Annotated in this window: 18 protein-coding genes and 1 pseudogene; 13 read left to right on the top strand and 6 right to left on the bottom strand. The window is 66.0% G+C overall.

Translation table 11 applies throughout. The features are described 5' to 3' along the window. The first annotated feature begins 13 nt into the window (after positions 1-13). Complete coding sequence (locus tag HWX00_RS14020) at positions 14-1,495, top strand: sensor domain-containing diguanylate cyclase (RefSeq protein WP_175026880.1); 1,482 nt, start codon at positions 14-16, stop codon at positions 1,493-1,495. Between the two features lie 209 nt (positions 1,496-1,704). Here the strand turns inward: HWX00_RS14020 and HWX00_RS14015 are convergent, their stop codons facing one another. Then, on the bottom strand, positions 1,705-2,613 hold the full coding sequence (locus HWX00_RS14015; protein ID WP_034191993.1) for a LysR family transcriptional regulator: 909 nt from the start codon (positions 2,611-2,613) through the stop codon (positions 1,705-1,707). Positions 2,614-2,741: 128 nt separating this feature from the next. On the opposite strand from HWX00_RS14015, the gene HWX00_RS14010 reads away from it, so the two are divergent. From HWX00_RS14010 to HWX00_RS13995, 4 genes are all read left to right on the top strand, one after another. Next, positions 2,742-3,629, top strand: coding sequence for an NAD(P)-dependent oxidoreductase (locus tag HWX00_RS14010; RefSeq protein WP_226103838.1), 888 nt, complete (start codon positions 2,742-2,744; stop codon positions 3,627-3,629). 52 nt (positions 3,630-3,681) lie between these two features. Further along, complete coding sequence (locus HWX00_RS14005; protein WP_059562269.1) at positions 3,682-5,199, top strand: aldehyde dehydrogenase family protein; 1,518 nt, start codon at positions 3,682-3,684, stop codon at positions 5,197-5,199. Positions 5,200-5,247: 48 nt separating this feature from the next. After that, positions 5,248-6,582: a DUF3100 domain-containing protein gene (locus HWX00_RS14000; protein ID WP_034191990.1), complete on the top strand. Its 1,335-nt coding sequence runs from the start codon at positions 5,248-5,250 to the stop codon at positions 6,580-6,582. A gap of 79 nt (positions 6,583-6,661) precedes the next feature. Further along, a complete protein-coding gene (locus HWX00_RS13995; RefSeq protein ID WP_034191989.1) occupies positions 6,662-7,852 on the top strand; it encodes a M20 aminoacylase family protein in 1,191 nt (396 codons plus the stop codon). A gap of 146 nt (positions 7,853-7,998) precedes the next feature. Here HWX00_RS13995 and HWX00_RS13990 read toward each other — a convergent pair whose 3' ends face one another. The 3 genes from HWX00_RS13990 to HWX00_RS13980 form a co-directional block, all read right to left on the bottom strand. After that, the gene (locus HWX00_RS13990; RefSeq protein WP_175026879.1) at positions 7,999-9,180 is read right to left on the bottom strand and encodes a fumarylacetoacetate hydrolase family protein; all 1,182 of its coding nucleotides are present in this window, start codon (positions 9,178-9,180) and stop codon (positions 7,999-8,001) included. Between the two features lie 50 nt (positions 9,181-9,230). Continuing rightward, complete coding sequence (locus HWX00_RS13985) at positions 9,231-11,012, bottom strand: IlvD/Edd family dehydratase (RefSeq protein WP_034191987.1); 1,782 nt, start codon at positions 11,010-11,012, stop codon at positions 9,231-9,233. A gap of 333 nt (positions 11,013-11,345) precedes the next feature. After that, entirely contained in the window at positions 11,346-12,383 is a 1,038-nt protein-coding gene (locus HWX00_RS13980; protein ID WP_175026878.1) for a LacI family DNA-binding transcriptional regulator, read from the bottom strand. A gap of 294 nt (positions 12,384-12,677) precedes the next feature. Here HWX00_RS13980 and HWX00_RS13975 point away from each other — a divergent pair, with 294 nt between their 5' ends. Then, the gene (locus tag HWX00_RS13975; protein WP_049028750.1) at positions 12,678-14,024 is read left to right on the top strand and encodes an MFS transporter; all 1,347 of its coding nucleotides are present in this window, start codon (positions 12,678-12,680) and stop codon (positions 14,022-14,024) included. Between the two features lie 279 nt (positions 14,025-14,303). On the opposite strand, the gene HWX00_RS13970 is transcribed toward HWX00_RS13975, so the two are convergent. Both HWX00_RS13970 and HWX00_RS37155 read right to left on the bottom strand, forming a co-directional pair. Then, positions 14,304-14,696 (bottom strand): hypothetical protein, encoded by a 393-nt coding sequence (locus tag HWX00_RS13970; protein WP_175026877.1) that lies wholly within the window; start codon positions 14,694-14,696, stop codon positions 14,304-14,306. Between the two features lie 32 nt (positions 14,697-14,728). Then, the gene (locus HWX00_RS37155; RefSeq protein ID WP_264166262.1) at positions 14,729-14,854 is read right to left on the bottom strand and encodes a hypothetical protein; all 126 of its coding nucleotides are present in this window, start codon (positions 14,852-14,854) and stop codon (positions 14,729-14,731) included. Positions 14,855-14,977: 123 nt separating this feature from the next. Between HWX00_RS37155 and HWX00_RS13965 the strand changes: the two genes are divergently transcribed. The 7 genes and pseudogenes from HWX00_RS13965 to HWX00_RS13935 all read left to right on the top strand — a co-directional run bounded on the left by HWX00_RS13965 (position 14,978) and on the right by HWX00_RS13935 (position 22,477). After that, a complete protein-coding gene (locus HWX00_RS13965; protein ID WP_175026876.1) occupies positions 14,978-15,796 on the top strand; it encodes a MipA/OmpV family protein in 819 nt (272 codons plus the stop codon). A 10-nt stretch (positions 15,797-15,806) separates the two neighbouring features. Beyond that, a complete protein-coding gene (locus HWX00_RS13960) occupies positions 15,807-16,538 on the top strand; it encodes a response regulator transcription factor (RefSeq protein WP_175026875.1) in 732 nt (243 codons plus the stop codon). A 118-nt stretch (positions 16,539-16,656) separates the two neighbouring features. Further along, positions 16,657-18,102 (top strand): sensor histidine kinase, encoded by a 1,446-nt coding sequence (locus tag HWX00_RS13955; protein WP_319001522.1) that lies wholly within the window; start codon positions 16,657-16,659, stop codon positions 18,100-18,102. Positions 18,103-18,447: 345 nt separating this feature from the next. After that, positions 18,448-20,037 carry a methyl-accepting chemotaxis protein gene (locus HWX00_RS13950; protein WP_049028745.1) on the top strand — a complete coding sequence of 530 codons (1,590 nt, stop codon included), beginning with the start codon at positions 18,448-18,450 and terminating at the stop codon, positions 20,035-20,037. A 60-nt stretch (positions 20,038-20,097) separates the two neighbouring features. Further along, positions 20,098-20,529, top strand: a pseudogene (locus tag HWX00_RS36820) (IS3-like element ISBcen23 family transposase); the annotation flags it as partial. Positions 20,530-20,873: 344 nt separating this feature from the next. After that, a complete protein-coding gene (locus tag HWX00_RS13940) occupies positions 20,874-21,551 on the top strand; it encodes a GntR family transcriptional regulator (protein WP_080288031.1) in 678 nt (225 codons plus the stop codon). Positions 21,552-21,691: 140 nt separating this feature from the next. After that, positions 21,692-22,477: an ABC transporter substrate-binding protein gene (locus HWX00_RS13935; RefSeq protein WP_069704927.1), complete on the top strand. Its 786-nt coding sequence runs from the start codon at positions 21,692-21,694 to the stop codon at positions 22,475-22,477. The last annotated feature ends 74 nt before the right edge of the window (positions 22,478-22,551 follow it).

Genomic DNA, 22,551 nt, shown 5'->3' with positions numbered 1-22,551 from the left:
TCCGAGGGCCTCAATGCAATCCAGGTCGACTGCTCCCTATACTGTCGTCGTTATTGGTATCGTGATCGCCTGCGCGTTGATGGGCCTGTGCGTGCTGCAGTTGTTGCAGAGCCGTAATGATGCACTCGACCGGGCCCGCGAAACCTCCCGCAATCTGGGCCTGATGGCCGAACGCGACATCGAGCGCAACGTCGAACTCTACGACCTTTCGTTGCAGGCGGTGCTTCACGGTCTGCAGCGCACGGACGTGATGAATTCTTCCGCGAGCCTGCGCCGCGCCGTGCTGTTCGATCATGCGATGACTGCGCAATTTCTTGGCTCGATGCTGGTGCTCGACGCTGGCGGAAACATCGTCCTGGATTCCGCCAACGACGTGCCGCGCCAGGGAAATTTTGCGGATCGCAAGTACTTCGCCGTCCATCGCGACAATCCCAATGCAGGGCTTTACGTCAGTGACCCATTCGCATCGCGGTTGCGGGGCGGATTGCTCAGCATGGTGCTGTCGCGGCGAATCTCGAACCCCGACGGCTCGTTTGGCGGCGTCGCGCTGATTGCGATCAACCTCGAGTACTTCCGGCAGCTGTTTGCCGGGCTGTCGCTCGGGCAGCACGGCTCGATGTCCCTGATCGGCAAAGACGGCATATTGGTGATGCGTTACCCGTACGACGTGCACCTCATCGGCCGCGACATCAGCAAGGCAGCGACATTCCGGCGCTTCCAGACGGCATCGGAGGGCTCTTTTTCCGAAACGGCGTCGATCGACGGGGTGCGTCGTCTCTATTATTTCAAGCGCCTGCCGAAGCTGCCGCTGATCATCATGGTCGCGGAGGCGGAACAGGACATCTATGCAGGCTGGCGGCACCGCGCGGTAACGATCGGCGCGCTGGTGGCCACGTTCGGCGTCGCTTTTATCGTCGTGTCGATCATGCTCGGTGCACAACTGCGGCGTCGTATGCGGGCGGAGTCCGAACTGGTGCTCCTGGCACGCACGGACGGGCTCACTGGCTTGAACAATCGGCGCAGCTTCGGGGAAGTGCTGGACCGCGAATGGCGCCGCGCCCGCCGCGCTCATTCCGTTTTTTCCCTGCTGTTTGTCGACGTCGACCGCTTCAAGGCGTACAACGACACGTACGGCCATCAGGCGGGCGACGACGCGCTGGCGGCTGTTGCCCGCTGCATCGGCGACAACATCCGCCGCCCGGCAGATACCGCGGCTCGCTACGGTGGGGAAGAATTCGTCGTGCTGTTGCCCGATACGCCGCCAACGGGCGCCGCGCAGATCGCCGAGCGCATTCGTGCGGCCATCGATGAATTGGCGCTCGAGCATGCTGGCAGCGAATACGGGCGCGTCACGGCCAGTATTGGCCTGGCAAGCTGGACACCGGAGCAGGAAGGGGAGGCTGGCGCCGTGATCAAGGCAGCGGACGAGGCGCTGTACTACGCGAAGGCAACCGGCCGGAACAAGGTCGCTGCCTTTCAGTCCCGGCCCGATTGAGGCCGGGATGACGTACCCCTATTTTTGTTCGAACCGGCGTGGAGTCCGAGGTAAAAACCCGCTGCTTGGCACCGTGCGCGCGGGCGAACTGCCTGGGCGACAGGTTGCCGATCGAATCGGACGGGGACGCGTATGTCCTGTAACCGCGGCGGCGTTGCGCCGATGGCCGGACTTCCTGCGTCGAGAAACAACCTCGTGACGCTGCACAACTAGCGGAACGCCCGCATCTGCCCCATCATCATCTGCAGCATCTTGTTGGCGGCCACGGAGAGCTTGCGGCCCACGCGCGTGACCATATGCGCCTCGGCGTTCTCGAGGATCGGATGCGCGATCTCGATCGCGAACAGCTCCTTGGCTTGCAGCTCGGCCGCCACCGCGAAGGCGGGCATCACCGAGATGCCGAGTCCCGATTTCACGAACTCCTTGAGGATTGCGAAGGAATTGGTGGTGACGACCGGTCCGAGCCGCACGCGCTCGGCGTACTCCACGGCCTCCATCATCTGCCGCGTGCCGTAGGACGGGTGCGTGGCCGCCAGCGGGTAGGTGGCGAGCTGCTGCACCGTCAGTACCTTGTGGGTGCGGCGCGGAAAGTCGGGGCCGACGATCGCCATCATCGGCTGCCGCTTCGAGGCGCGCGACACCAGCTTGGGCTCGGCGGGTGGGTTGTAGACCAGGCCGATCTCGCCCTCGTCGTTCGAGATCTTGCGGATCACGTCGTTGGTGCTGCCCACGTCGAGGTTGACGCGGATCCCGGGGAACTGCCGGCAGAACTGCTGCATCGGCCCGGCCAACAGGTCCGAGACGAAGCCCTCGCCGAGCACCAGGCTGACCTCGCCGGTCTTGAGGCCGCGCAGTTCCTGCAGGCGCGAGAGCAGGTCGTCGCGGTGCGCGAGCTGCTCGCGGAAATACTCGATCACGCAGCGTCCCGCCTCGGTGGGCGTCACGCCGCGCGCGTGGCGCTCCACCAGGGTGGCGTCGAGCTCCTTCTCCAGCAGCCCGATCTGGCGGCTCACGGCCGAGGGCGCCACGTCGAGCCAGTCGGCCGCGGCGCGGATCGTGCCGCAGCGCACGGCCTCGTAGAAATAGACGATCCGGCTGTCGGTAAGGGTGTCGCTCATGATCCAGGTGTTCTAAAAAAGAGAACAATATCAATATTGGCGTTGATTGATTATACGGGTCGCCGGACCGAACATCGTGGCCATGCAAGGCGGGCGCACGCTGGCGCGCCGGCCTCGAACCAACAGCTATCAGGAGTCGTCGGATGAAAACGGTGGGCGTGATCGGTCTGGGCAACATGGGGCGCGGCATGGCGGGTTCGCTGCGGCGCGGCGGCTACACGGTGCTCGGCTACGACGCGGCGCCTGGCGTGGCGCTCGCGCTGGCCGGGCAGGCGGTGCTGTCGGCGCGCGATTCGGTGGCCGAGATCGCGCGCGATGCCGACGTGCTGCTGCTGTCGCTGCCGACCTCGGCGGTGGTCGAGGCGGTGGTGCTGGGCGCGGGCGGCGTGCTCGAGAACGCCAGGCCGGGCAGCATCGTGATCGATACCACCACGGCCGATCCGGACAGCACGCGGCGCGTGGCGGCGGCCCTGGCCGAGCGCGGCATCGGCTTCGTCGACGGCCCGGTGAGCGGCGGCCCGAAGGGCGCGGCCACCGCCACCATGACCATGGTGCTGGGCGGCTCGGACAGCGACATCGCGGCCATCGAGCCGATCCTCGCGGCGATCAGCGCGAAGCGCGTGCATGTGGGCCCGGTGGGCGCCGGCCACGTCACCAAGCTGCTCAACAATCTGCTGACCGGCGTGCACCTGCTGGCCGCCAGCGAGGCGGTGCGCACCGCGCGCGCGGCCGGCGTCGATCCGGAAAAGCTGGTCGAGGCGCTCAACGGCGGCTCCGGCCGCAACAGCGCGACGCTGACCAACTACCCGACCTGGATCTTCAACGGCAAGTTCGATTCCGGTTTCACCATGAAGCTGATGCGCAAGGACGTGCGGCTCGCGCTGGGCCTGCTCGACCAGTTCGACAGCGTCGCGCCGGTGGCGCGCGAGGCGGCGCGTGTGTGGGCCGCCAGCGAGGTGGCCGTCGCCGACGGCGAGGACTTCAACCGCATCGTCGACTTCGTCGACCCTGCCTGAGGCCGGGTAGCCCGCGCCGCGATCCCGCTCGACCCCTATACGGAAACCTGACATGACCCAGCACGCAGACCAGTTGCTCGCCGCCTTCGCGCATTTCTTCCCCGGTGCCGCCACGATCGGCTCGTATATCGACGGCGAACTCGTCGCCGGCCAGGGCGACACGATCCAGCTTTACGATGCGGCGACGGGCGAGGCCACGCTCGCCTATCGCGACGCCGGCGCGGCCGTGATCGACCATGCCGCCGAAAGCGCGCGCCGCGCGCAGCGCGAATGGTGGGCGCTCACGCATGCCGCGCGCGGCCGCGTGATGCAGGAGGTGGCGCGTGCGATCCGCGCCGAGGCCGAGGCGATCGCGCGGCTGGAGGCGCTGGGCTCGGGCAAGCCGATCCGCGACTGCCGCGGCGAGGTGGCGAAGGTCGCCGAGATGTTCGAGTACTACGCGGGCTGGACCGACAAGTTCTACGGCAGCGTGATCCCGGTGCCGACCTCGCACCTCAACTACACGCGCCGCGAGCCGGCCGGTGTCGTGCTGCAGATCACGCCCTGGAACGCGCCGGTGTTCACCTGCGGCTGGCAAGTGGCGCCCGCGGTGGCGATGGGCAATGGCGTGCTGCTCAAGCCGTCGGAACTGACGCCCTTCACCTCGCTGGCGGTTGCCCGGCTCGGCGAGCGGGCCGGGCTGCCGCGCGGTCTGGTCAACGTGCTGGCCGGTTTCGGTCACACCGTCGGGCAGGCCGCGATCGCGCATCGCGTGGTGAGCAAGGTGGTGTTCGTCGGCTCGCCGGCCACCGGCGCGCGCATTGCCGAGGCCGCCGCGCGCCGTGTGCTGCCCTGCGTGCTGGAGCTGGGCGGCAAGTCGGCCAATATCGTGTTCGCCGATGCCGACCTCAAGCGCGCCGCGCTGACCGCGCAGGCGGCGATATTCGCCGGCGCGGGCCAGAGTTGCGTGGCCGGCTCGCGCCTGCTGGTGCAGCGCGCCGTCTACGACGAATTCGTTGCGATGGTGGCTGCCGGCGCGAAGAAGATCCGCGTCGGCGCGCCGCTCGACGACGCGACCGAGGTGGGCCCGATCAACAATCGCAAGCAGTACGACCATGTGATGTCGATGATCGCGCGCGGCGTGGCGGCGGGCGCCACGCTCGCCAGCGGCTCGGCCGAGCGCGTCGAGGCGGGTCGCGGCGGCTACTTCGTGGCGCCCACCGTGCTGGCCGGCGTGTCGAACGCGATGGAGGTGGCGCGCACCGAGATCTTCGGGCCGGTGGTGGCCGCCATCCCGTTCGACACCGAGGACGAGGCGATCGCGATCGCCAACGACACCGACTTCGGCCTGGCCGGCGCGGCCTGGACCACCGACGTGGCGCGCGCGCATCGCGTGGCCGCGCAGGTGAATGCCGGCACCTTCTGGGTCAACGGCTACAAGACCATCAACGTGGCCTCCCCGTTCGGCGGCTACGGCATGAGCGGCTACGGCCGCTCGAGCGGGGTCGAGGCGCTGTACGAATACACGCAGACCAAGAGCGTGTGGGTCGAGACGGCCGAAGCGCCGCCCACCGCGTTCGGTTATCTGTAACTACCGGCCCGCATTCGACGGCAGCCGGGCTTCAAGGGGAGATTCGTCATGGAACACGCACTGGGTATCGAACGCCGCGAGCTGGGCGGCGCGGCCACCGCCAAGGTCCTGCTTTATGCGGCCGGCATCCTGCTGATCGCCGAATGGATCGGCTCGTTCACGTTCAAGCTCGGACCGGGCAAGGTCGTGCTGCTGCCGATGATCTGGGCGCTGCTGCTCGGCGCCGCGGTGGGGCTGGCCAGTGCGCGCTGGAACAGCAGCGCGCGCCTGAGCGTGCCGGACCAGTTCTTCGCGGCCGCGATCCTGCAGCCGGCGCTGCTGCTGTTCGTCTCCAAGCTCGGGCTGATGGTGGGCAGCGCGCTGCCCAAGCTGGCTTCGGCGGGATGGGCGCTGGCCTTCCAGGAATTCGGCCACTTCGTCGGCACCATCCTGCTCGGCCTGCCGCTCGCATTGCTGCTCGGCATCAAGCGCGAAGCGATCGGCGCGACCTTCTCGGTGGGCCGCGAGCCGAGCCTGGCGATCATCGGCGAGAAGTACGGCATGGATTCGGCCGAGGGCCGCGGCGTGCTGGCCGAGTACCTGACCGGCACCGTGTTCGGTGCGGTGTTCATCGCCGTGTTCGCGGGTTTCGTGAGCAGCCTCGGCATCTTCGATCCGCTTGCGCTGGCGATGGGCTCGGGCGTCGGCTCGGGCAGCATGATGGCGGCCGCCTCGGGCGCGATCGCCGCGCAGCAGGACCCGGAGACGGCGAAATCGGTGCTCGCCTTCGCCGCGGCCAGCAACCTGATCACCACCACCATCGGTACCTACTTCACGCTGTTCATCTCGCTGCCGCTCGCGGTCTGGGGCTATCGCGTGCTGGAGCCGCTGATCGGCCGCACCACCAAGGCTTCGGCACAGCCCGAGGCGGCCAGCCCGTCGCTGGGCGAAGTGCGGACCGAGGCGCCCGCGCTCGGCTACGGCGGCAAGCTGCTCGCCTGGATCGTGACGGCCGCGATGGCGCTGGTGTGCGACTGGATCGCGCACGGCACCACACCGCTGGTGGGACTGCCGGGAATGGCGATCATGGTGTGCGCGACGATCGTCGGCGATGCGCTGGCGCGCGTGACGGGGCGACGGATTCCGGCCGTCTGCTGGGTATCGGTGGTGGCGATGTTCCTGACCTCGCCGTGGTGCCCGTGGGCTTCGCAGATCGCCGCGCTCGGCTCGCACAACGATTTCCTCGGGGTGACCACGCCGATGCTGGTGTTCGCGGGGCTGTCGATCGCCAAGGACATCCCGGCCTTCCGCCGGCTCGGCTGGCGTATCGTGCTGGTGTCCTTCGTGGCGAATGCCGGCACCTTCATCGGCGCGACCCTGGTGGCGCAGCTGTTCCATATCTGATGCCTCGCGGCGTGGCGGCGGGCGCCATGGACCAGCCCGCCGCCAAGCCGCGACGACCGACAAGCACGTACCCATCTGCATGAAATTGATCGATTCCATCGTCGCGCATACCGACGAACTGACGGCGATACGCCGCGACATCCATGCCCATCCCGAGGTGGGCTACGACGTGTTCCGCACCGCCGAACTCGTCGCCGAGCGGCTCGAGCAATGGGGTTATGCCGTCACGCGCGGTGTCGGCCGCACCGGCGTGGTCGGCACCTTGAAGCGCGGCGGCAGCGCGCGCGCGATCGGCCTGCGCGCGGACATGGATGCGCTGCCCGTGCAGGAGGCCAACACCTTCGCGCATCGTTCGACGGTGCCCGGCGCGATGCATGCCTGCGGCCACGACGGGCACACCGCCATGCTACTGGGGGCCGCGCGCCATCTGGCGCGGCATGGCGAGTTCGACGGCACCGTGCAGCTGTTTTTCCAGCCGGCCGAGGAGGCGGGCGGCGGCGCGCGCGCGATGATCGAGGACGGCCTGTTCGAGCGTTTCCCGGTGGATGCCGTGTTCGGGCTGCACAACTGGCCCGGCATCGCGGCGGGCGATTTCGCGGTGCGGCCGGGGCCGCTGATGGCCTCGACCAGCCTGTTCCGGATCAACTTGCGCGGTGCCGGCTGCCACGCGGCCATGCCGCACCTGGGCCGCGATCCGGTGTTCGCGGCGGGGCAGGTGCTGAGCGCGCTGCAGGGAATCGTCACGCGCAACCGAAATCCGGTCGACGGCGCGGTGCTGTCGGTCACCCAGGTGCATGCGGGCGAAGCGATGAACGTGGTGCCGACCGACGCCTGGCTCGGCGGCACGGTGCGGACCTTCTCCGATGCGACGCTCGACCTGATCGAAACGCGCATGCGCGCCGTGGTGGCTGCGACGGCCGCGGCCTTCGATTGCGAAAGCGAGGTGGATTTCCAGCGCCAGTATCCGGCTACCGTGAACGATGCCGAGCAGACGGCGGTGGCGGTGGCGGTGATGCGTGAACTGGTGGGCGACGCGCATGTGAACGCCGCCGTCGATCCGACCATGGCGGCGGAGGATTTCTCGTTCATGCTGCGCGAGAAGCCGGGTTGTTATGCATTCCTCGGGAATGGCGCGGGCGATCATCGCGTGCATGGGCACGGCGGCGGGCCTTGCCTGCTGCATAACGCCAGTTACGATTTCAACGATGCGTTGCTGCCGGTGGGGGCGAGTTATTTCGTGAGGTTGGTGGAGCGGGTCCTGGGGCGGTAGGGACGCGGTGCTGACTTGTCGGGGCCGACCGCGACCGGGCGCCGCGCACCGAGGTGGCGGGGCCGCGGTCTTGCCGTTGCCCTGCTGCCCGTCGATCGGGTTCGCGTACGCTTTCGCGCGGCCGCGCGCCGTCGAGTTTCGCTGCGTCAGGCGCCGAGCAGGCCGCGTGCGGCCAGATTGGCGTACAGGGCGCGCACGCCGAAGGTCCAGGGGGCAATCGTCGTGCAAAGCTGTACGGTATTGACGAGTGCGCCGAGCGTGGGCGTCGAGATGGTGACGCGATCGCCCAGGTGATGCGTGAACCCGCCGCCGGGCGCGTCGCGGTCCTGGATCGGCGAGAACATCGTGCCCAGGAACAGCATGAAGCCGTCCGGATACTGGTGATGCGCGCCGCAGGTTTGCGCGACGAGGTCGGCGGGGTCGCGGCTGATCTCGCGCATGTGGCTGATGCCGTCGAGGACGAAACCGTCGTCCGCGCCTTCGACGCGCAGCGACACGCTGGCCTGCCGCACGCTGTCCAGCGTGAAGCCGTCGTCGAACAGCCGCACGAACGGGCCGATCGCGCACGAGCCGTTGTTGTCCTTGCACTTGCCAAGCAACAGCGCCGAGCGGCCTTCGATGTCGCGCAGGTTCACGTCGTTGCCGAGCGTGGCGCCGACCGGCGCGCCGGCGCTGCTGACCGCGAGCACGATCTCGGGCTCCGGGTTGTTCCACACCGACACGGGCAGCAGGCCCACCTCCGCGCCGAAGCCCACCGCGGACATCGGCTGCGATTTGGAGAACACCTCGGCGTCCGGGCCGATTCCGACTTCCATGTATTGCGACCACGCGCCGCGGCGCTCGAGTTCGGCCTTCAGGCGCATGGCGGCTTCCGAACCGGGAACGATCCTCGACAGATCGGTGCCGATGGTCGCGGTCAGGGTGTCGCGCACGTCCCGCGCCTTGGCCGGATCGCCGCCGGCTTGTTCCTCGATGACGCGTTCGATCAGGCTGACGGCGAAGGTGACGCCGCAAGCCTTGATGGCCTGCACGTCGCACGGTGCGAGCAGGTGCGTGGCGCCGGACGTGCCGTCCAGTGCCGCCTGCAGCAGCGGCTCGACGCGGCCCAGCGATTCGCCGGGGGCCGCGCGCGCGATGGCGACTGCGTCGGGGCAGTCGAACAGGTCCGCGGTGGTCGGCACGGTGCGCGTGATGTCGAACATCTCGCCGCCGCGCACGGCAACGACGCTCGGGCCCGCGTGGGCGCCATCGTGCCGCCAGACGCGGCCGATCAGCAGCGCGTGTGCGAGGTCGTGCGGCAGGCAGTCGGAAACGGAAAGTGTACGCATGGTCAGCTCGGTGGGAGTCGTGGACGGTTGGATCGGCGGGATCAACGAGATCAGTGGGAGTGGCGCGGGTTGCCGCGCTGCTCGATGACCTTCAGGTACAGCGTGGCCGGTTCGAGGCAGCCGCCGGTGGACAACTGGCCCACGAACCGGCGATAGAGTTCCTGCCAGGGCGTCTGCGCCTGCGGGACGGTGAAGCGGGCAGTTTCGCGGCGGCGTGCGAGTTCCTCTTCGTCGACGAGCACGTCGACGCTGCGGCGATTCAGATCCACGCGGACGCGGTCGTTCGTGCGCAGCAGGGCCAGGCCACCGCCGACCGCAGCCTCCGGCGACACGTTCAGGATCGACGGGCTGGCCGACGTGCCGCTCTGGCGTCCGTCGCCCAGGCATGGCAGCGACGTCACGCCGCGCTTCACGAGGTCGGCAGGCGGGGCCATGTTCACGACTTCCGAACTGCCCGGATAGCCGACCGTACCGCAGCCCCGGATCACCAGGATGCAGCGCTCGTCGATGTTCAGCTGCGGGTCGTTGATGCGGGCGTGATAGTCCTCGGGGCCGTCGAAGACGATCGCGCGTGCCTCGAAGGTGTTCTCCGCGCCCGGCTCGGCAAGGTAGGTTTGACGGAAGGCTTCGCCGATCACCGACATCTTCATGATGGCGCTGTCGAAGAAATTGCCTGACAGCACCATGAAGCCGGCGCCGTGTTTGAGCGGCGCTTCGGGCGTACGGATCACGTCGCGATCGGCGTCCTGCGCCGCGTCGGCGATCTCGCCGATCGCGCGGCCGGACACGGTCAGGCAGTCGCGCCGCAGCAGACCGGCCGAATCGAGCTGGCGCAGCACGGCGGGCACGCCGCCGGCGCGATGGAAGCTCTCCCCCAGGTATTCGCCGGCCGGCATGCAGTTGACGAGCAGCGGCACGGATTCGCCGAAGCGCTGCCAGTCATCGAGGCTCAGTTCCACGCCCATGTGCCGCGCAATCGCGATCAGATGTGGCGGGCAGTTGGTCGATGCGCCGAGCGCGGAGGCGACCACGATGGCATTCTCGAACGCCGCGCGCGTCATGATCCGCGACGGGCGCAGATCTTCGCGCACGAGCTCGACGGCGCGCTTGCCGGTGGCGTAAGCCATCTGACCGCGTTCGCGATAGGCGGCGGGGATGCTCGCACACCCCGGCAGCGACATGCCGAGCGCCTCGGCCAGGCTATTCATCGACAGCGCCGTGCCCATGGTATTGCAGTGGCCGATCGACGGCGACGATGCGGTGGTCAGCTGCATGAAGCCTTCGTAGTCGATATCGCCGGCAGCCAGCAGATTGCGGGCGTGCCAGATCACGGTGCCCGATCCGACCCGCTTGCCTGCGTGCCAGCCATCGAGCATCGGTCCGCCCGACAGGACGATCGCGGGCATGTCCACGGTGGCCGCCGCCATCAGGCAGGCGGGCGTGGTCTTGTCGCATCCGGTCGTGAGGACCACGCCGTCCAGCGGAAAGCCATGCAGCACTTCCACGAGCCCCAGGTAGGCGAGGTTGCGGTCGAGCGCGGCGGTGGGCCGGCGGCTCTGCTCGGCCAGCGGATGGACGGGGAACTCCATCGGAATGCCGCCCGCGTCGCGGATGCCTGCCTTGGTGCGTTCGGCCAGCTCGAGGTGGTGGCGGTTGCACGGCGCCAGGTCACTGCCCGTCTGCGCGATGCCGATGACGGGACGTCCCGACTGCAGCTCCTCGCGCGTGAGCCCATAGTTCATGAAGCGCTCGACATAGAGCGCGGTCATGTCCGCATGCGCGGGGTCGTCGAACCACTCCTGGCTGCGCAGACGGCGAGGGGCTTGGGTCATGGCAGGCTGTCTCCGAAGGATTTGCTTGGTTTTGCGTGCCGGATAGTTACCGGTAACATGACGGCGATGTTAGCACGGGGTTTTCGCGTTGCGTAAGGGGATTCTCGAGCGAATGGTGCAGGCAATGGAGATCGTGCGACGCACGGGCACCGGTTTCAGGGGCGGAGAACCGCGTGCGCCGATACGCGTCGATCCTCGCAAGGGCTGCTCTCCGATGCGGCGCAGGTGCGCGTGATCGGCAGGGTGTGTATGCGGTCTCGCACGTCGCACTACCGCCGCGCCTCGATACGCAGCTGTTCCCGCACGAGCCGGCCAGCCTGTGCTTTCGGCCAGTTACGCGCTTTCCCGTGCGACGATCGTGTAGTCGATCCGGATGCGTTGCGACGCGCTCCGCTCGCCGCCATCGCGAGCTTGCAATGCGGCCAGCAACGCTTCGCCCGTGCGCAGGCCGATGCCGTACGCGTCGACCGACACCGTGGTAATGCTCGGGTGGCAGCATGCGGCCACCTCGAAGTTCCCGAAGCCGGCCACGGCCATGTCCGCGGGCACGGACAGCCCGCGCCGATGGCATTCCATGATGGCACCGAACGCCGACATGTCGCTCACGCACATCACCGCGTCGGTGTCGGGCCACGTCTCCAGCAGGGCGGCCATCGCAGGCCCACCGTGGCTCATGGTGATCGGTGATTCGCCGAGCCGCACGATGCGCGGCTCACCGAGTCCCAGCGCCTTGATCTCCGCCTGATACCCCTTGAGCCGGTCCAGGCCGCGGCGATCCAGTTCGCTGGCGCCGCCGAGAAAACCGATGCGCTGGTAGCCGCGCTCCGCCAGATGCCGCACCATCGCACGCGCGGCCCGCACGTTGGAGAAGCCCACGGCGGTGTCGATGGGATGCGTGGGCAGGTCCCACATTTCGACGACGGGAATGGCCGAGCGTTGCAGCACCTGGCGCGTCGCATCGGTGTGCTGCGCACCGGTCAGCGCGATGCAGCGCGGCTGGTGACGCAGCATGGAGCGCACCAGCCGTTCTTCACGTTCCAGGTCGTAGTCGGTGTCGCCGAGCAGCAGTTGCAGGCCATGCGGTTCGAGCGCATCGGTGAGGCCGCGCACGGTGTCGGAGAAGTTGGAACTCGACAGCGACGGCACGAGCACCGCGACGAACGCCGAGCGTCCCGACGACAGCGCACCCGCGGCCGCGTCGGCCACGTAGCCGAGCTGGTCGATGGCCTTGCAGACCCGCGCGCGCGTTTCGGCAGCCACGCTGTGGCCGGCGAGCACGCGCGACACCGTCATCTTCGATACGCCGGCCAGGCGCGCTACGTCGGACATGCGGGGCGGTCCGGCAGGCCGGACGGCGGTGGGGCTGGGCATCGGAATGGCGATCCGGGAGAGAAATCAGTCAAGGCTACATCATACCGGTGCGAAATACCGTGCAGGCCGCCGGCGTCCGTTGCGACCGTGGTTCCACTAGGGAAACTCCCCGTTCACCAGCACTTGAACTCGCCTGTCCCGACATGCTAACTTGGTTATGTTACCGGTATCAGATCGCCGATGGTTCCCGTTGCCGCGTCGGCGTTTTTTTTGCGACGGATTGTTATCGGTAACATCCACGCATCATCGAACTCGCAGGTACGAAGAAGACCTACACAATCAGGAGACAAACCGATGCCGTCCATTACGCAGACCGCTGTCGCACCGGCCGCGGCCGCCTCTTCGGAAGACGCCCTGTATCGCAAGGTCATGCGGCGCGTTCTGCCATTGCTGCTGCTGTGCTACGTCGTGGCGTACCTGGATCGCGTCAACGTGGGCTTCGCCAAGCTGCAGATGCTCGACGACCTGAGCCTGAGCGATGGCGTCTATGCGTTCGGCGCCAGCATATTCTTCTGGGGCTACTTTCTGTTCGAGATACCCAGCAACCTGCTGCTGCACCGCTACGGCGCGCGCTTCTGGATTGCGCGGATCATGATTACCTGGGGCATCGTGTCATCGTCGATGGCCTTCATCGTGCCGCTCGCGCAGTTCTTCCACGTGCAGACGTCCACGATGTTCTACACGTTGCGCTTCCTGCTGGGCCTGTGCGAAGCCGGCTTTTTCCCCGGCGTGATCCTGTACATGAACTACTGGTTTCCGGCGCGCCGCCAGAGCGTGGCCATGTCCGGCTTTCTGGTGGCGATCCCGCTGAGCCTGACGCTCGGCAGTGTGGTGTCCGGCTGGCTGATGGAACAGACGCATGGCCTGGCGGGCATGAGCGGCTGGCAATGGATGCTGCTGCTGGAAGGGCTGCCGTCGATCGTGGTGGCGTTCATCGTGCTGGCCTGCCTCGGCGATGGCCCGCAGTCGGCGAAGTGGTTGTCCGCCGACGAAAAGGCCGTGCTGTCGCGCAACCTCGAATCCGAGGCCGCGCACAAGTCGCACAGCATCGGCGCCGCGCTGCGCAGCCCGCGCGTCTGGCTGCTGACCTTCATCCTGCTCACCTTCAATACCGGCTTCTACGGACTGGCGTTCTGGCTGCCGTCGATCATTCGCGCATCGGGCGTGCAGAGCCCGCTGCATATCGGTCTGCTTACCGCCATTCCGTATCTGACGGCGATCTTCGCGATGGTGTGGAATGCATCGCACTCGCGCAAGACCGGCGAACGCCGCCTGCACGCGGCGATTCCCGCGCTGATCGGCGGCGTCGGCCTGATCATGAGCGCGGCGTGCGCGCAGCACGTGGCGTTGTCGATACTGTTCCTGACCATCGCCACCTGCGGCATTCTGGCGCTGATGCCGATCTACTGGACCTTTCCCGGCCAGATCCTGTCCGGCACGGCCGCGGCCGCGGGCATTGCGCTGATTAACTCGGTGGGCAACCTGTCCGGCTTCACGGGCTCGATGATTACCGGCATCGCCAAGGAAATGACCGGCAACATCAACAACGGCACCTATGCGCTGGGCGCCTGCCTGCTGGTCAGCTGCGTGCTGATCGCGCTGATTCCGCGTGCCATCCTGCAGCCGCCGGCCAGGCTGTAGGTACTTCGCGGACAGTCTCGTACGCGGTCGTCGCGGCGAGCCTGATCGCGCGATCGATCGCCTTGTCAAGCACGTGCCGGGTGAGCAGATCGATGATCGGTGTGCCAACCACGCTGACGAGCACGGGATGCCGCGGCAATCCGACGAGCAGACAATGCCCGTGTGTTTCCACGACGGTTCCCGTGTCTTGAATGATTCGCCCCCCCTCGGACCGCATTCCGTGGCGTGAGACCTGCACGTCGGGATGAACGGGTGTCGCCGCCGGTTCGCCGGGCGAAATCAGTCGCCGCATTGGCGGCCATGCAGCTCGAGGTGCAACTGGACCAGCCACGCACGGCGGCAGTCGTCGGCGATCAGCACGTTGACGCCGGGGTTTTCGCTCAAGTCGATCTTGTGCTCCGCCACGGCGGCATCGAACGCTCGCAGTGCCCACCGCCGCAGCAGCATCATCACCAGAAGCGTCAGGGTGAAGGTGCCGCCCTGATAGAGCAACGTGGGTGCACCGCTTTCGGGCACGCCGAACAGCAGGCCGACGCTCAGACAGGGGAGGCTGGCCATGCTCGTCGAAACCGAGAAGAGCACGATGTTTGTGCGCAGCGCCGTTGCGGTGCCGGATTTCATGATGCGCAGGTTCTCCGCGGGATAGACGTGATCGTCATGCTGAGCGTGCATGGCTTACCCGACACTGACATGATCCGCAATCTTCAACCCAGGCCGGTACCGCGGGGGAAGTACTCGCGGATGTCTGCATGAAGCACGAGCGCCGTCGTGATGACGGCGGCGGCGATCACCGTGCGGGCATTGCCGCTGTTCGCGTTCGGTGTCGGCATCGGTTTTCCGCGAGGCGCCTGCGCCGTGTCTCGCTCGATTCGTTGTTTCCCGGTGAGTAAGTAACGAGTAAGTCGATCGCTCCTAGAGTCGGCTCCGTTGCCCCTCTACTTCGAGAAACAACCGTGAAAAGAACCCTTTGCCGCAAGCGTCCACTGTTGGTGGCTTTCACCTCGATCGTTCTGTATTCGGGCGCGGCCTGTGCGGACGGTGTCGGCGCGGAGCCGCTCCAGGCGGACGACAACGGCTTCACCATCCTGAGCAACGCGACCAACGTGACCCACTGGGGCCTCGGCGCGGGCGTCGGCATCGAGTCGTCGCCCTACCGAGGCGACGGCAGCCGGGTAGCGCCGATTCCGCTGATCTCCTTCGACGATAAATGGGTGCACGCGTTTGGCACGACGGTCGACCTGAAGGTCGGCAAGTGGAACGACGTGACCGTCGCCCTGCGCGGCAAATTCGCGATCTTCGACGGATACAAAGGGTCCGATGCGGCCGTCTTGAACGGCATGGCGGATCGCGGCGGTGCGTTCTGGTATGGACCGGCACTCGCCTGGAAAACCGCATTCGGCACGCTGTCGGCCGACTACCTGCTGGGCGGCAACAAGGGGCAGATGGCGAATCTTGCGTTCAGCAAGTCCTTCGATCTGGGCAACTGGTCCATCGAGCCGCATGCCGGCATCGACTGGTTGAGCAGCAAATACGTCAACTATTATTACGGCGTGCGACCATCCGAGGTGCGCGCCGGCCGACCCGAATATTCGGGCAAGGCGGTCTACGACACGTCGATCGGCACGCGGGTCGACTACATGTTCACTCGCCATCAGAGTGTGAGCCTCGACCTCGGCGTATCGCGTCTCGGTAACGGTATTACCGACAGCCCGATCGTCGGAAGGCGGTACATTCCGGCGGTCAGGATCGGCTACCTCTATCAATTCAAATGAGCGCAGCGTCATGTCGCGAGTCGCATTGATCGAAGACCACCAGCGCCTGGCCGAGATGGTGCGCCAGGCGCTGTCGGCTGCCGGAATCGAAGCTGACCTGTTTTCCACGGTTTCCGAGGCCAGCTACGGCGTGAACCGGGGTGACTACGCGGTGCTGATCGTCGACCGCGGATTGCCGGACGGGGATGGACTCGCGTTACTGCGCGCATTGCGTGCGGCAGGCGTGATGACGCCCTGTCTGATGCTGACCGCACGCGATGCACTGCATGACCGCGTGGACGGCCTCGAGAGCGGCGCCGACGACTACGTGACCAAGCCGTTTGCGATGAGCGAACTGGTCGCCCGGGTGCGCACGCTGATGCGCCGGCCGCCGATGCTGGCGGGACTGGTTCTGTCGTTCGCCGACATCACGGTCGACCCGCAGCAGCGCGCGATGCATTGCGGTCCCGAAACGATCACGCTCGCGCCGGCCGAATTGCAGATCATGCTGTGCCTCATGAAGGCGGCTGGCCGGACCGTGCGGCACGCTGCACTCGAGCATGCCGCCTGGGGCTTGGGCGAGGCGGTCACGCCCAACGCGCTGGAAGTGACCTTGTATCGGCTGCGCAAGAAGCTGGCGGCACTCGGCGCGACCACGCGGCTCGCGAACACCCGTGGCGCAGGTTTCGCGCTGCAAGCCGCGAACGAAGACGAACCGGGTGGTTTGCTTGACCAACCTGCATCACGAAAGAAGGGCGTATGAAGCAGCGGATTCCGGCGGTGGACGGCGCCGCCGCGTGTCGCGACGCATCGCGCATCCTCATGTTCGACGGCGAGTGGGTGCCGCTCCCTCGAACCGGGTACGCGGTGTTTGATCGGCGATGAACCGCCGCATCGTACCGGCTCCGGATCAGTTGCGTGACGGGGCAAATTTTCGGAAGCGGCAGCCAACCGTACTTGTCGATATGCTCGATCACTGGATTCGAAGTCTGTCCGCACGTTTGTGGCTGACCAGCGTTGCCGCGCTGGCGGTGTGTCTGGGTTTGCTGGCGGCCTTCGTCATCCACGTGTTCAGTCACTTTCCGGAGGAGACGCTCGGCCGCAGCGAACAACTGGAGAAGGTGATGCATGTCGTGGACGGGCTTGTCTTCGACGAGACCGGCCGTCTGGCATCGGTACGGCTTCCCGAGCACGCGCAGTGGCTGTTCGACGTATTGCAGACCGAGCTCAAATATCGCGTGCTCGATGAGCGGGGCCGCGTGCTGTTCGCGTCGGGCGACACGCGTGACGGCCGACCCTGGCTCGCGGGGGATCTTGCCGCCGCAAGCGGCAAGATCCTGCAAGTGAGCATGGGCGGCAAACCGTTCGACATCATGACGCAGCAGGTTCCGCACGGGCAGGCGGTCTACTACGTTCAGACCGCCACGAGCAAGCGTCTGAACGAAGCGTTGATCGGCGTGAAGATCGCGCCGATTCCGAAAATCGTCCGGGTCACGTTCTTCGTTGCGACGATCATTTTCGGGCTTACGCTGACCTTCACCGTGCGCCGGGTACTCAAGCCGCTCAGGCAGGCGTCGCGCGCCGCCGCTCTGATTACGCCGCGCAATCTGACGACACGGCTGTCTTCCGACGGCATTCCGAGCGAGATCAAGCCGCTGATCAACGCATTCAACGAGGCGCTGGGCAGACTCGAAAAAGGCTATATGGTGCAACAACAGTTTCTTGCTTCGGCCGCGCACGAATTGCAAACGCCGCTCACCCTGATCCGAGGTCAGATCGAACTCCAGCCGGAGATCGAGGGCAAGGAGCTGCTGTTTCGCGAGATCGATCTGATGGCGCGTCAGGTTCGGCAGTTGCTGCATCTGGCGGAGGTCAGCGAATTGCAGAGTTTCAGTTTCGGCGAGGTGAGCAGTGTGGTCGTCGCGCAGGACGTCGTCAGCTATCTGGAGCGCCGGGCAGACCGGAAACGCGTACAGCTTCAGCTGGACATACCGAAGGCGCCATCTCCGATCTGGGCGGACCGCAGCGGCTTGTTCATCCTGCTGAAGAACGTCGTCGAGAACGCGATCAATGTTTCGCCGCCCGATAGCGTCGTCACGCTGATCGTCGACGACGCCTCGATCCACGTGCAGGACGAGGGGCCCGGCATCAGGCAGGAAGATCTTCCCTTTCTCTTCACGCGGTTCTGGCGCGCCCCGGATGCGCGGCACGATGGTGCCGGCCTCGGACTCGCCATCTGCAAGGAAATCGCGCTCGCGCACGACTGGCAGTTGACGGTGAGCAGTCCAGGGAAGGGCGCGCGGTTTACTGTCCTGCTGCAGGCGTAGAGCGCGGCAAGGAGGTCGATGCACGGGATTGCCTGCGCGACACGCAACGGGCGCGCCTCCCCGACACCGGCCGGACGACCAAGGGGGTTCGGTGGCGGGCGGCGCGTGAATGAGCGTGGTTTCACGAGATTTACGCCTTTCCTTCAAAAAAATTTAATCAGTCGCCAACGTTTGCGGATGCCAAACGAGCGACTGTCGCACTTCAGCGCCCGACTGAGCCGCCGTAAAGCAGATACAGGCGCGTTCTCGTCAGTCTGTCGCAATTGCTGCGCACACCTTTCAATTATCCAACATCGCAAGGACTGCTCTTTATCGTCCGGCCTTGTTGCCCCTGGAGTAGAAGACATGAATCTGAACAACCTGCCGGTCAAGACGAAGCTCTCCGGAGCGTTCGGGATACTGGCAGTCATCGTGCTGGTCGTCTCCGGGCTGTCTCTCAAGGAATTGAACGAGGCCAACAGCCGCTTCGCCGGATATATCGGCGGCATCAATGCACGAGCCGACATGGCCGAAGCCGTACGTACCGCGGTCGACGATCGGGCGATGGCGGTGCGCAACCTCGTATTGGTGACGACACCGGCCGACGTCGAACTGGAAAAAGCCGCCGTGATCGACGCCGAACGGCGCGTCGAGTCCAACCTCGAGAAGTTCAATGCAATGGTGGCCAGCGCTTCCGACATGAACGACAAGGGGCGCAGTCTCGCGGCCGAACTCCCGCGGATCGAAGCGCTCTACCGCCCGGTGGCGCTGGATATCGACCGGTTGGCAGTGAGCAACCAGCGGGATGCAGCGATCGCCGAAATCAATACGAAATGCAGACCGCTGCTGGCGGCGCTGATCAAGGCGTCCAACGACTATGCGGACTTCACGCGTCAGCACGCGGCGCAGATGGTGCAGGAGGCGGGCGAACAGTTTTCGACCCAACGAGCCGTGCTGATCATCATCTGCCTTGTCGCGGTTGCAATCGCCGTCCTGGCCGGCGCCATCATTACACGGGGCGTGTTGCGCGCGCTCGGGGCCGAGCCGGCCGACCTGGGCAAGGTGGCGCAACGCGTGGCCGGCGGAGATCTGGGCCCGGTACCCGGTGCGCAAGCCGCGCCCGCGGGCAGCGTGCTCGCGTCGATGGGTGAGATGCAGGCGAGCCTCGTGCGCCTGATTGGTCAAGTCCGGACGTCCGCGGACGGCATCGCCACCGGTTCGAGCCAGATTGCGTCGGGTAACGTCGATCTTTCCGCGCGCACCGAGCAGCAGGCGGCTTCCCTGCAAGAAACGGCCGCGAGCATGGAGGAACTCACGTCGACCGTTAGGCAGAATGCCGAGAACGCGCAGCAGGCAAGCTCACTTTCTGCCAAAGCGTCGGAAGTGGCAGGGCGCGGCCATCATGTCGTCAGCCGCGTGGTCGACACAATGGGCGATATCAGCGCAAGTTCCAGCAAGATTGCCGAGATCACGGGGATCATCGAGGGCATTGCTTTCCAGACGAATATCCTCGCGCTCAATGCCGCGGTGGAGGCGGCCCGCGCGGGCGAGCAGGGGCGTGGGTTCGCCGTGGTCGCAAGCGAGGTGCGCAGTCTCGCGCAGCGATCGTCCATCGCCGCGAAGGAGATCAAGGATCTGATCAATGCATCCGTGCAGAAGATCCAGGACGGCTCGTCCCTTGCGAGTGAAGCAGGAAAAACGATGACCGAGGTCACGCAGTCGGTTGCTCGCGTCACTGACATCATGAGCGAGATCGCCGCGGCATCGACCGAACAAAGCCGGGGTATCGAGCAAGTCAATCAGGCCATCACACAGATGGACGATGTCACGCAGCAGAACTCCGCGCTGGTGGAGGAAGCGGCGGCCGCGTCGAAATCACTGGAAGACCAAGGGCGACAGCTGAACCACGCAGTGTCTTTCTTCCGGCTGGAGGCGAACCAGCAGGCATGGGCCTGAGACGTTTCTCGTAGTCATTCGGCAAGCGGGTTCTCTTTTCCCGGAGGCAAGGAGAACTCGATGAAGAAGTGGTTGACCGACGAGCAGATCGTCCGGACTCCGCGCGTAGCCGAGAGTCGGGACGAACCCATGAATGATCCGGGCAAGCGCCACGACATCTCGGAACAGACGTTCGAGCGCTGGCGCAACCGGTTCGGCGGCGTGGATGTGGCCGATGCCGGCCGGCTCAAGGGGCCGGGAGTCGGAGCGCGAGCGGCTCGGACGTTTGATCGCTGCAATGGCTGGTCATCGACGGCCTGAAGGAATGCAGCCGAAAAAACGAGTCATCCAACGGGACGGCGCGACGCGCTGGAAGCCCTGACCCGGCGGTGGCCACGCCGCCGTCGTTGCGACTGCAACATTCGCCTGCCTGGTGCGACACAAGCCGATCCGGTATGGCGCTACGGCTGTGCGCGCGACCCGTTGGCGGACGGGCGTGCGTTGAATATTCTCGCGCGCGACCCCGCGCATCGACGACACCTCGATTCGATCTTGTACGCGTGGTCGATCATTCATTAGATCGCTTGAGCGAATCAGCAAACTTTGCCGGGCGGCAACACATGCGCGATCGAATCTCGAGCCGCCGGATCGGCGCGGCTCGCGGGGATGTGACCGGATACGCGCGTTGCGATTGCCAACGGGTAAACCCGTATCGTCGGTTATTTTTGGCGTCGTATAGTGCAGCCACGGATACAAATATCCAGTCTTACAAAATACTTTCCGATTGGGGGCGATGGTGATTCCCCGGCGGATGGATCGACGCACGCTCAGCCAGCGTAGCGACACAGGGCAATGACATGAACATGGACGGACAGACACCCTCGCCATATCCGCAATTTCCCGCGACGGCGGAAGAGGAAGCCTACGCGTACGTGCTCTACCGGATCCGGATGGGGACGTACAAGGCGGGCGATCGCCTGATTCCGGAGGACATCGCCGCCGACATCAATACGAGCCGCATGCCGGTGCGAGAAGCGTTTCGCCGGCTCGCCAGCGAAGGGTTGGTCGTGATCCGGCCGAATCGCGGCGCGGTCGTGCGGGGGCTCGACGTCGACGAGATGGAAGTGGTATTCGGCATGCGCGGCGTGCTGGAGGGGCTGGCGGCGCGCATGGCGCTGCCGAACATCACGCCGCAGCATGTCGACGAGTTGACGCGCCTGATCGACGCGATGGAGCGCGCCGAGCCGGACGGCCAGCAGTGGGTGACCGTGCATCGCAGCTTTCACGAGTATCTGTGCCAGCTGTGCGGCCGCCAGCGCCTGATTACGCAGATTGCCGGGCTGCATACGATGGTGGAACCGCACATGCGCTTGTGGCTCGAGCTGGCGTACAAGCCGAAGACGTCGCGCGACGACCACATGTCGCTGATCGAGGCGATCCGGTGCGGGGATCCTGTCGCGCTCGAGGCGGCGGTACGCGAGCACATCGAAGCGACCGTGCCGGCATTGCGCGACTGGATGACGGGCGGCGACTGACGGAACGCGGCGAGGCGGTCGCCGACGCCTCGTGCTTATCGATAAGGCATCCGAAATAATCGTCAGACGAGAGACCTGCAACACGACCACGCAGTCATTTCCACCGAAACACGTTACGGAGTATCGACATGAAACGACACATGATGAGATTCCTGGTGCTCGCCGCCGTCATGCTGGCGGCCGCGCAGGCCCAGGCGAAAGAGTGGAAGGACATCCGGATCGGCTACGAAGGCGCTTATCCGCCGTTTTCGTCGATGCAGCCGGACGGCACGCCGGTGGGTTTCGACATCGACGTGATCCATGCACTGTGTGCGCAGATGCACGCCCGTTGCACGTTGGTGCAGATCGGCTGGGACGGCCTGCTTCCCGCATTGATGGCCGACAAGGTCGACGCGATCGTCGCGTCGGTCGCGATCACCGCGGAGCGCAAGCAGAAGGTCGCCTTCACCGACAAGTACTACAACACGCCGCGCCGGCTGGTCGTCGCGAAAAACAGCCCCGTCAAGGACGCGACGCCGGCGGAGTTGAAGGGCAAGCGCGTCGGCGTTCAACGCGGCACGCTGGCCGACAAGTACGCGAGCGCGTATTGGGTGCAGAACGGCGTGCAGCTGGTGCGCTACCCGACCCAGGACGAGGTCTACCTCGACCTGCGCTCGGGCCGCATCGATGCCGCGCTGCAGGACGCGACCGCCGCGTATTCGGCATTTCTGACGAAACCGGAAGGCGCGAACTTCAAGTTCGTCGGCACGCCGATCGTCGGTACGACGCCCGAGCAGAAGGCGTTGCTCGGCGAGGGTTACGGCATCCCGGTGCGCAAGACCGACGACGATCTCCGGCAGCAACTGAACCAGGCGATCACGGCCATTCGCGCCAATGGCGTGTATCAGTCCATCGAGAAGAAGTACTTCGATTTCGACATCTACTGATCGCGTGTCGATCGGCGCCGCGCCGACGCGCATGGATGCGCCGGCATGGCCGATATGAACCCCGAGCGCGCTGG

The organism is Burkholderia seminalis DSM 23518 (assembly GCF_902832885.1).
GTDB classification, from domain to species: Bacteria; Pseudomonadota; Gammaproteobacteria; order Burkholderiales; family Burkholderiaceae; genus Burkholderia; species Burkholderia seminalis.
This window is presented reverse-complemented; position numbering and strand designations above follow the sequence as displayed.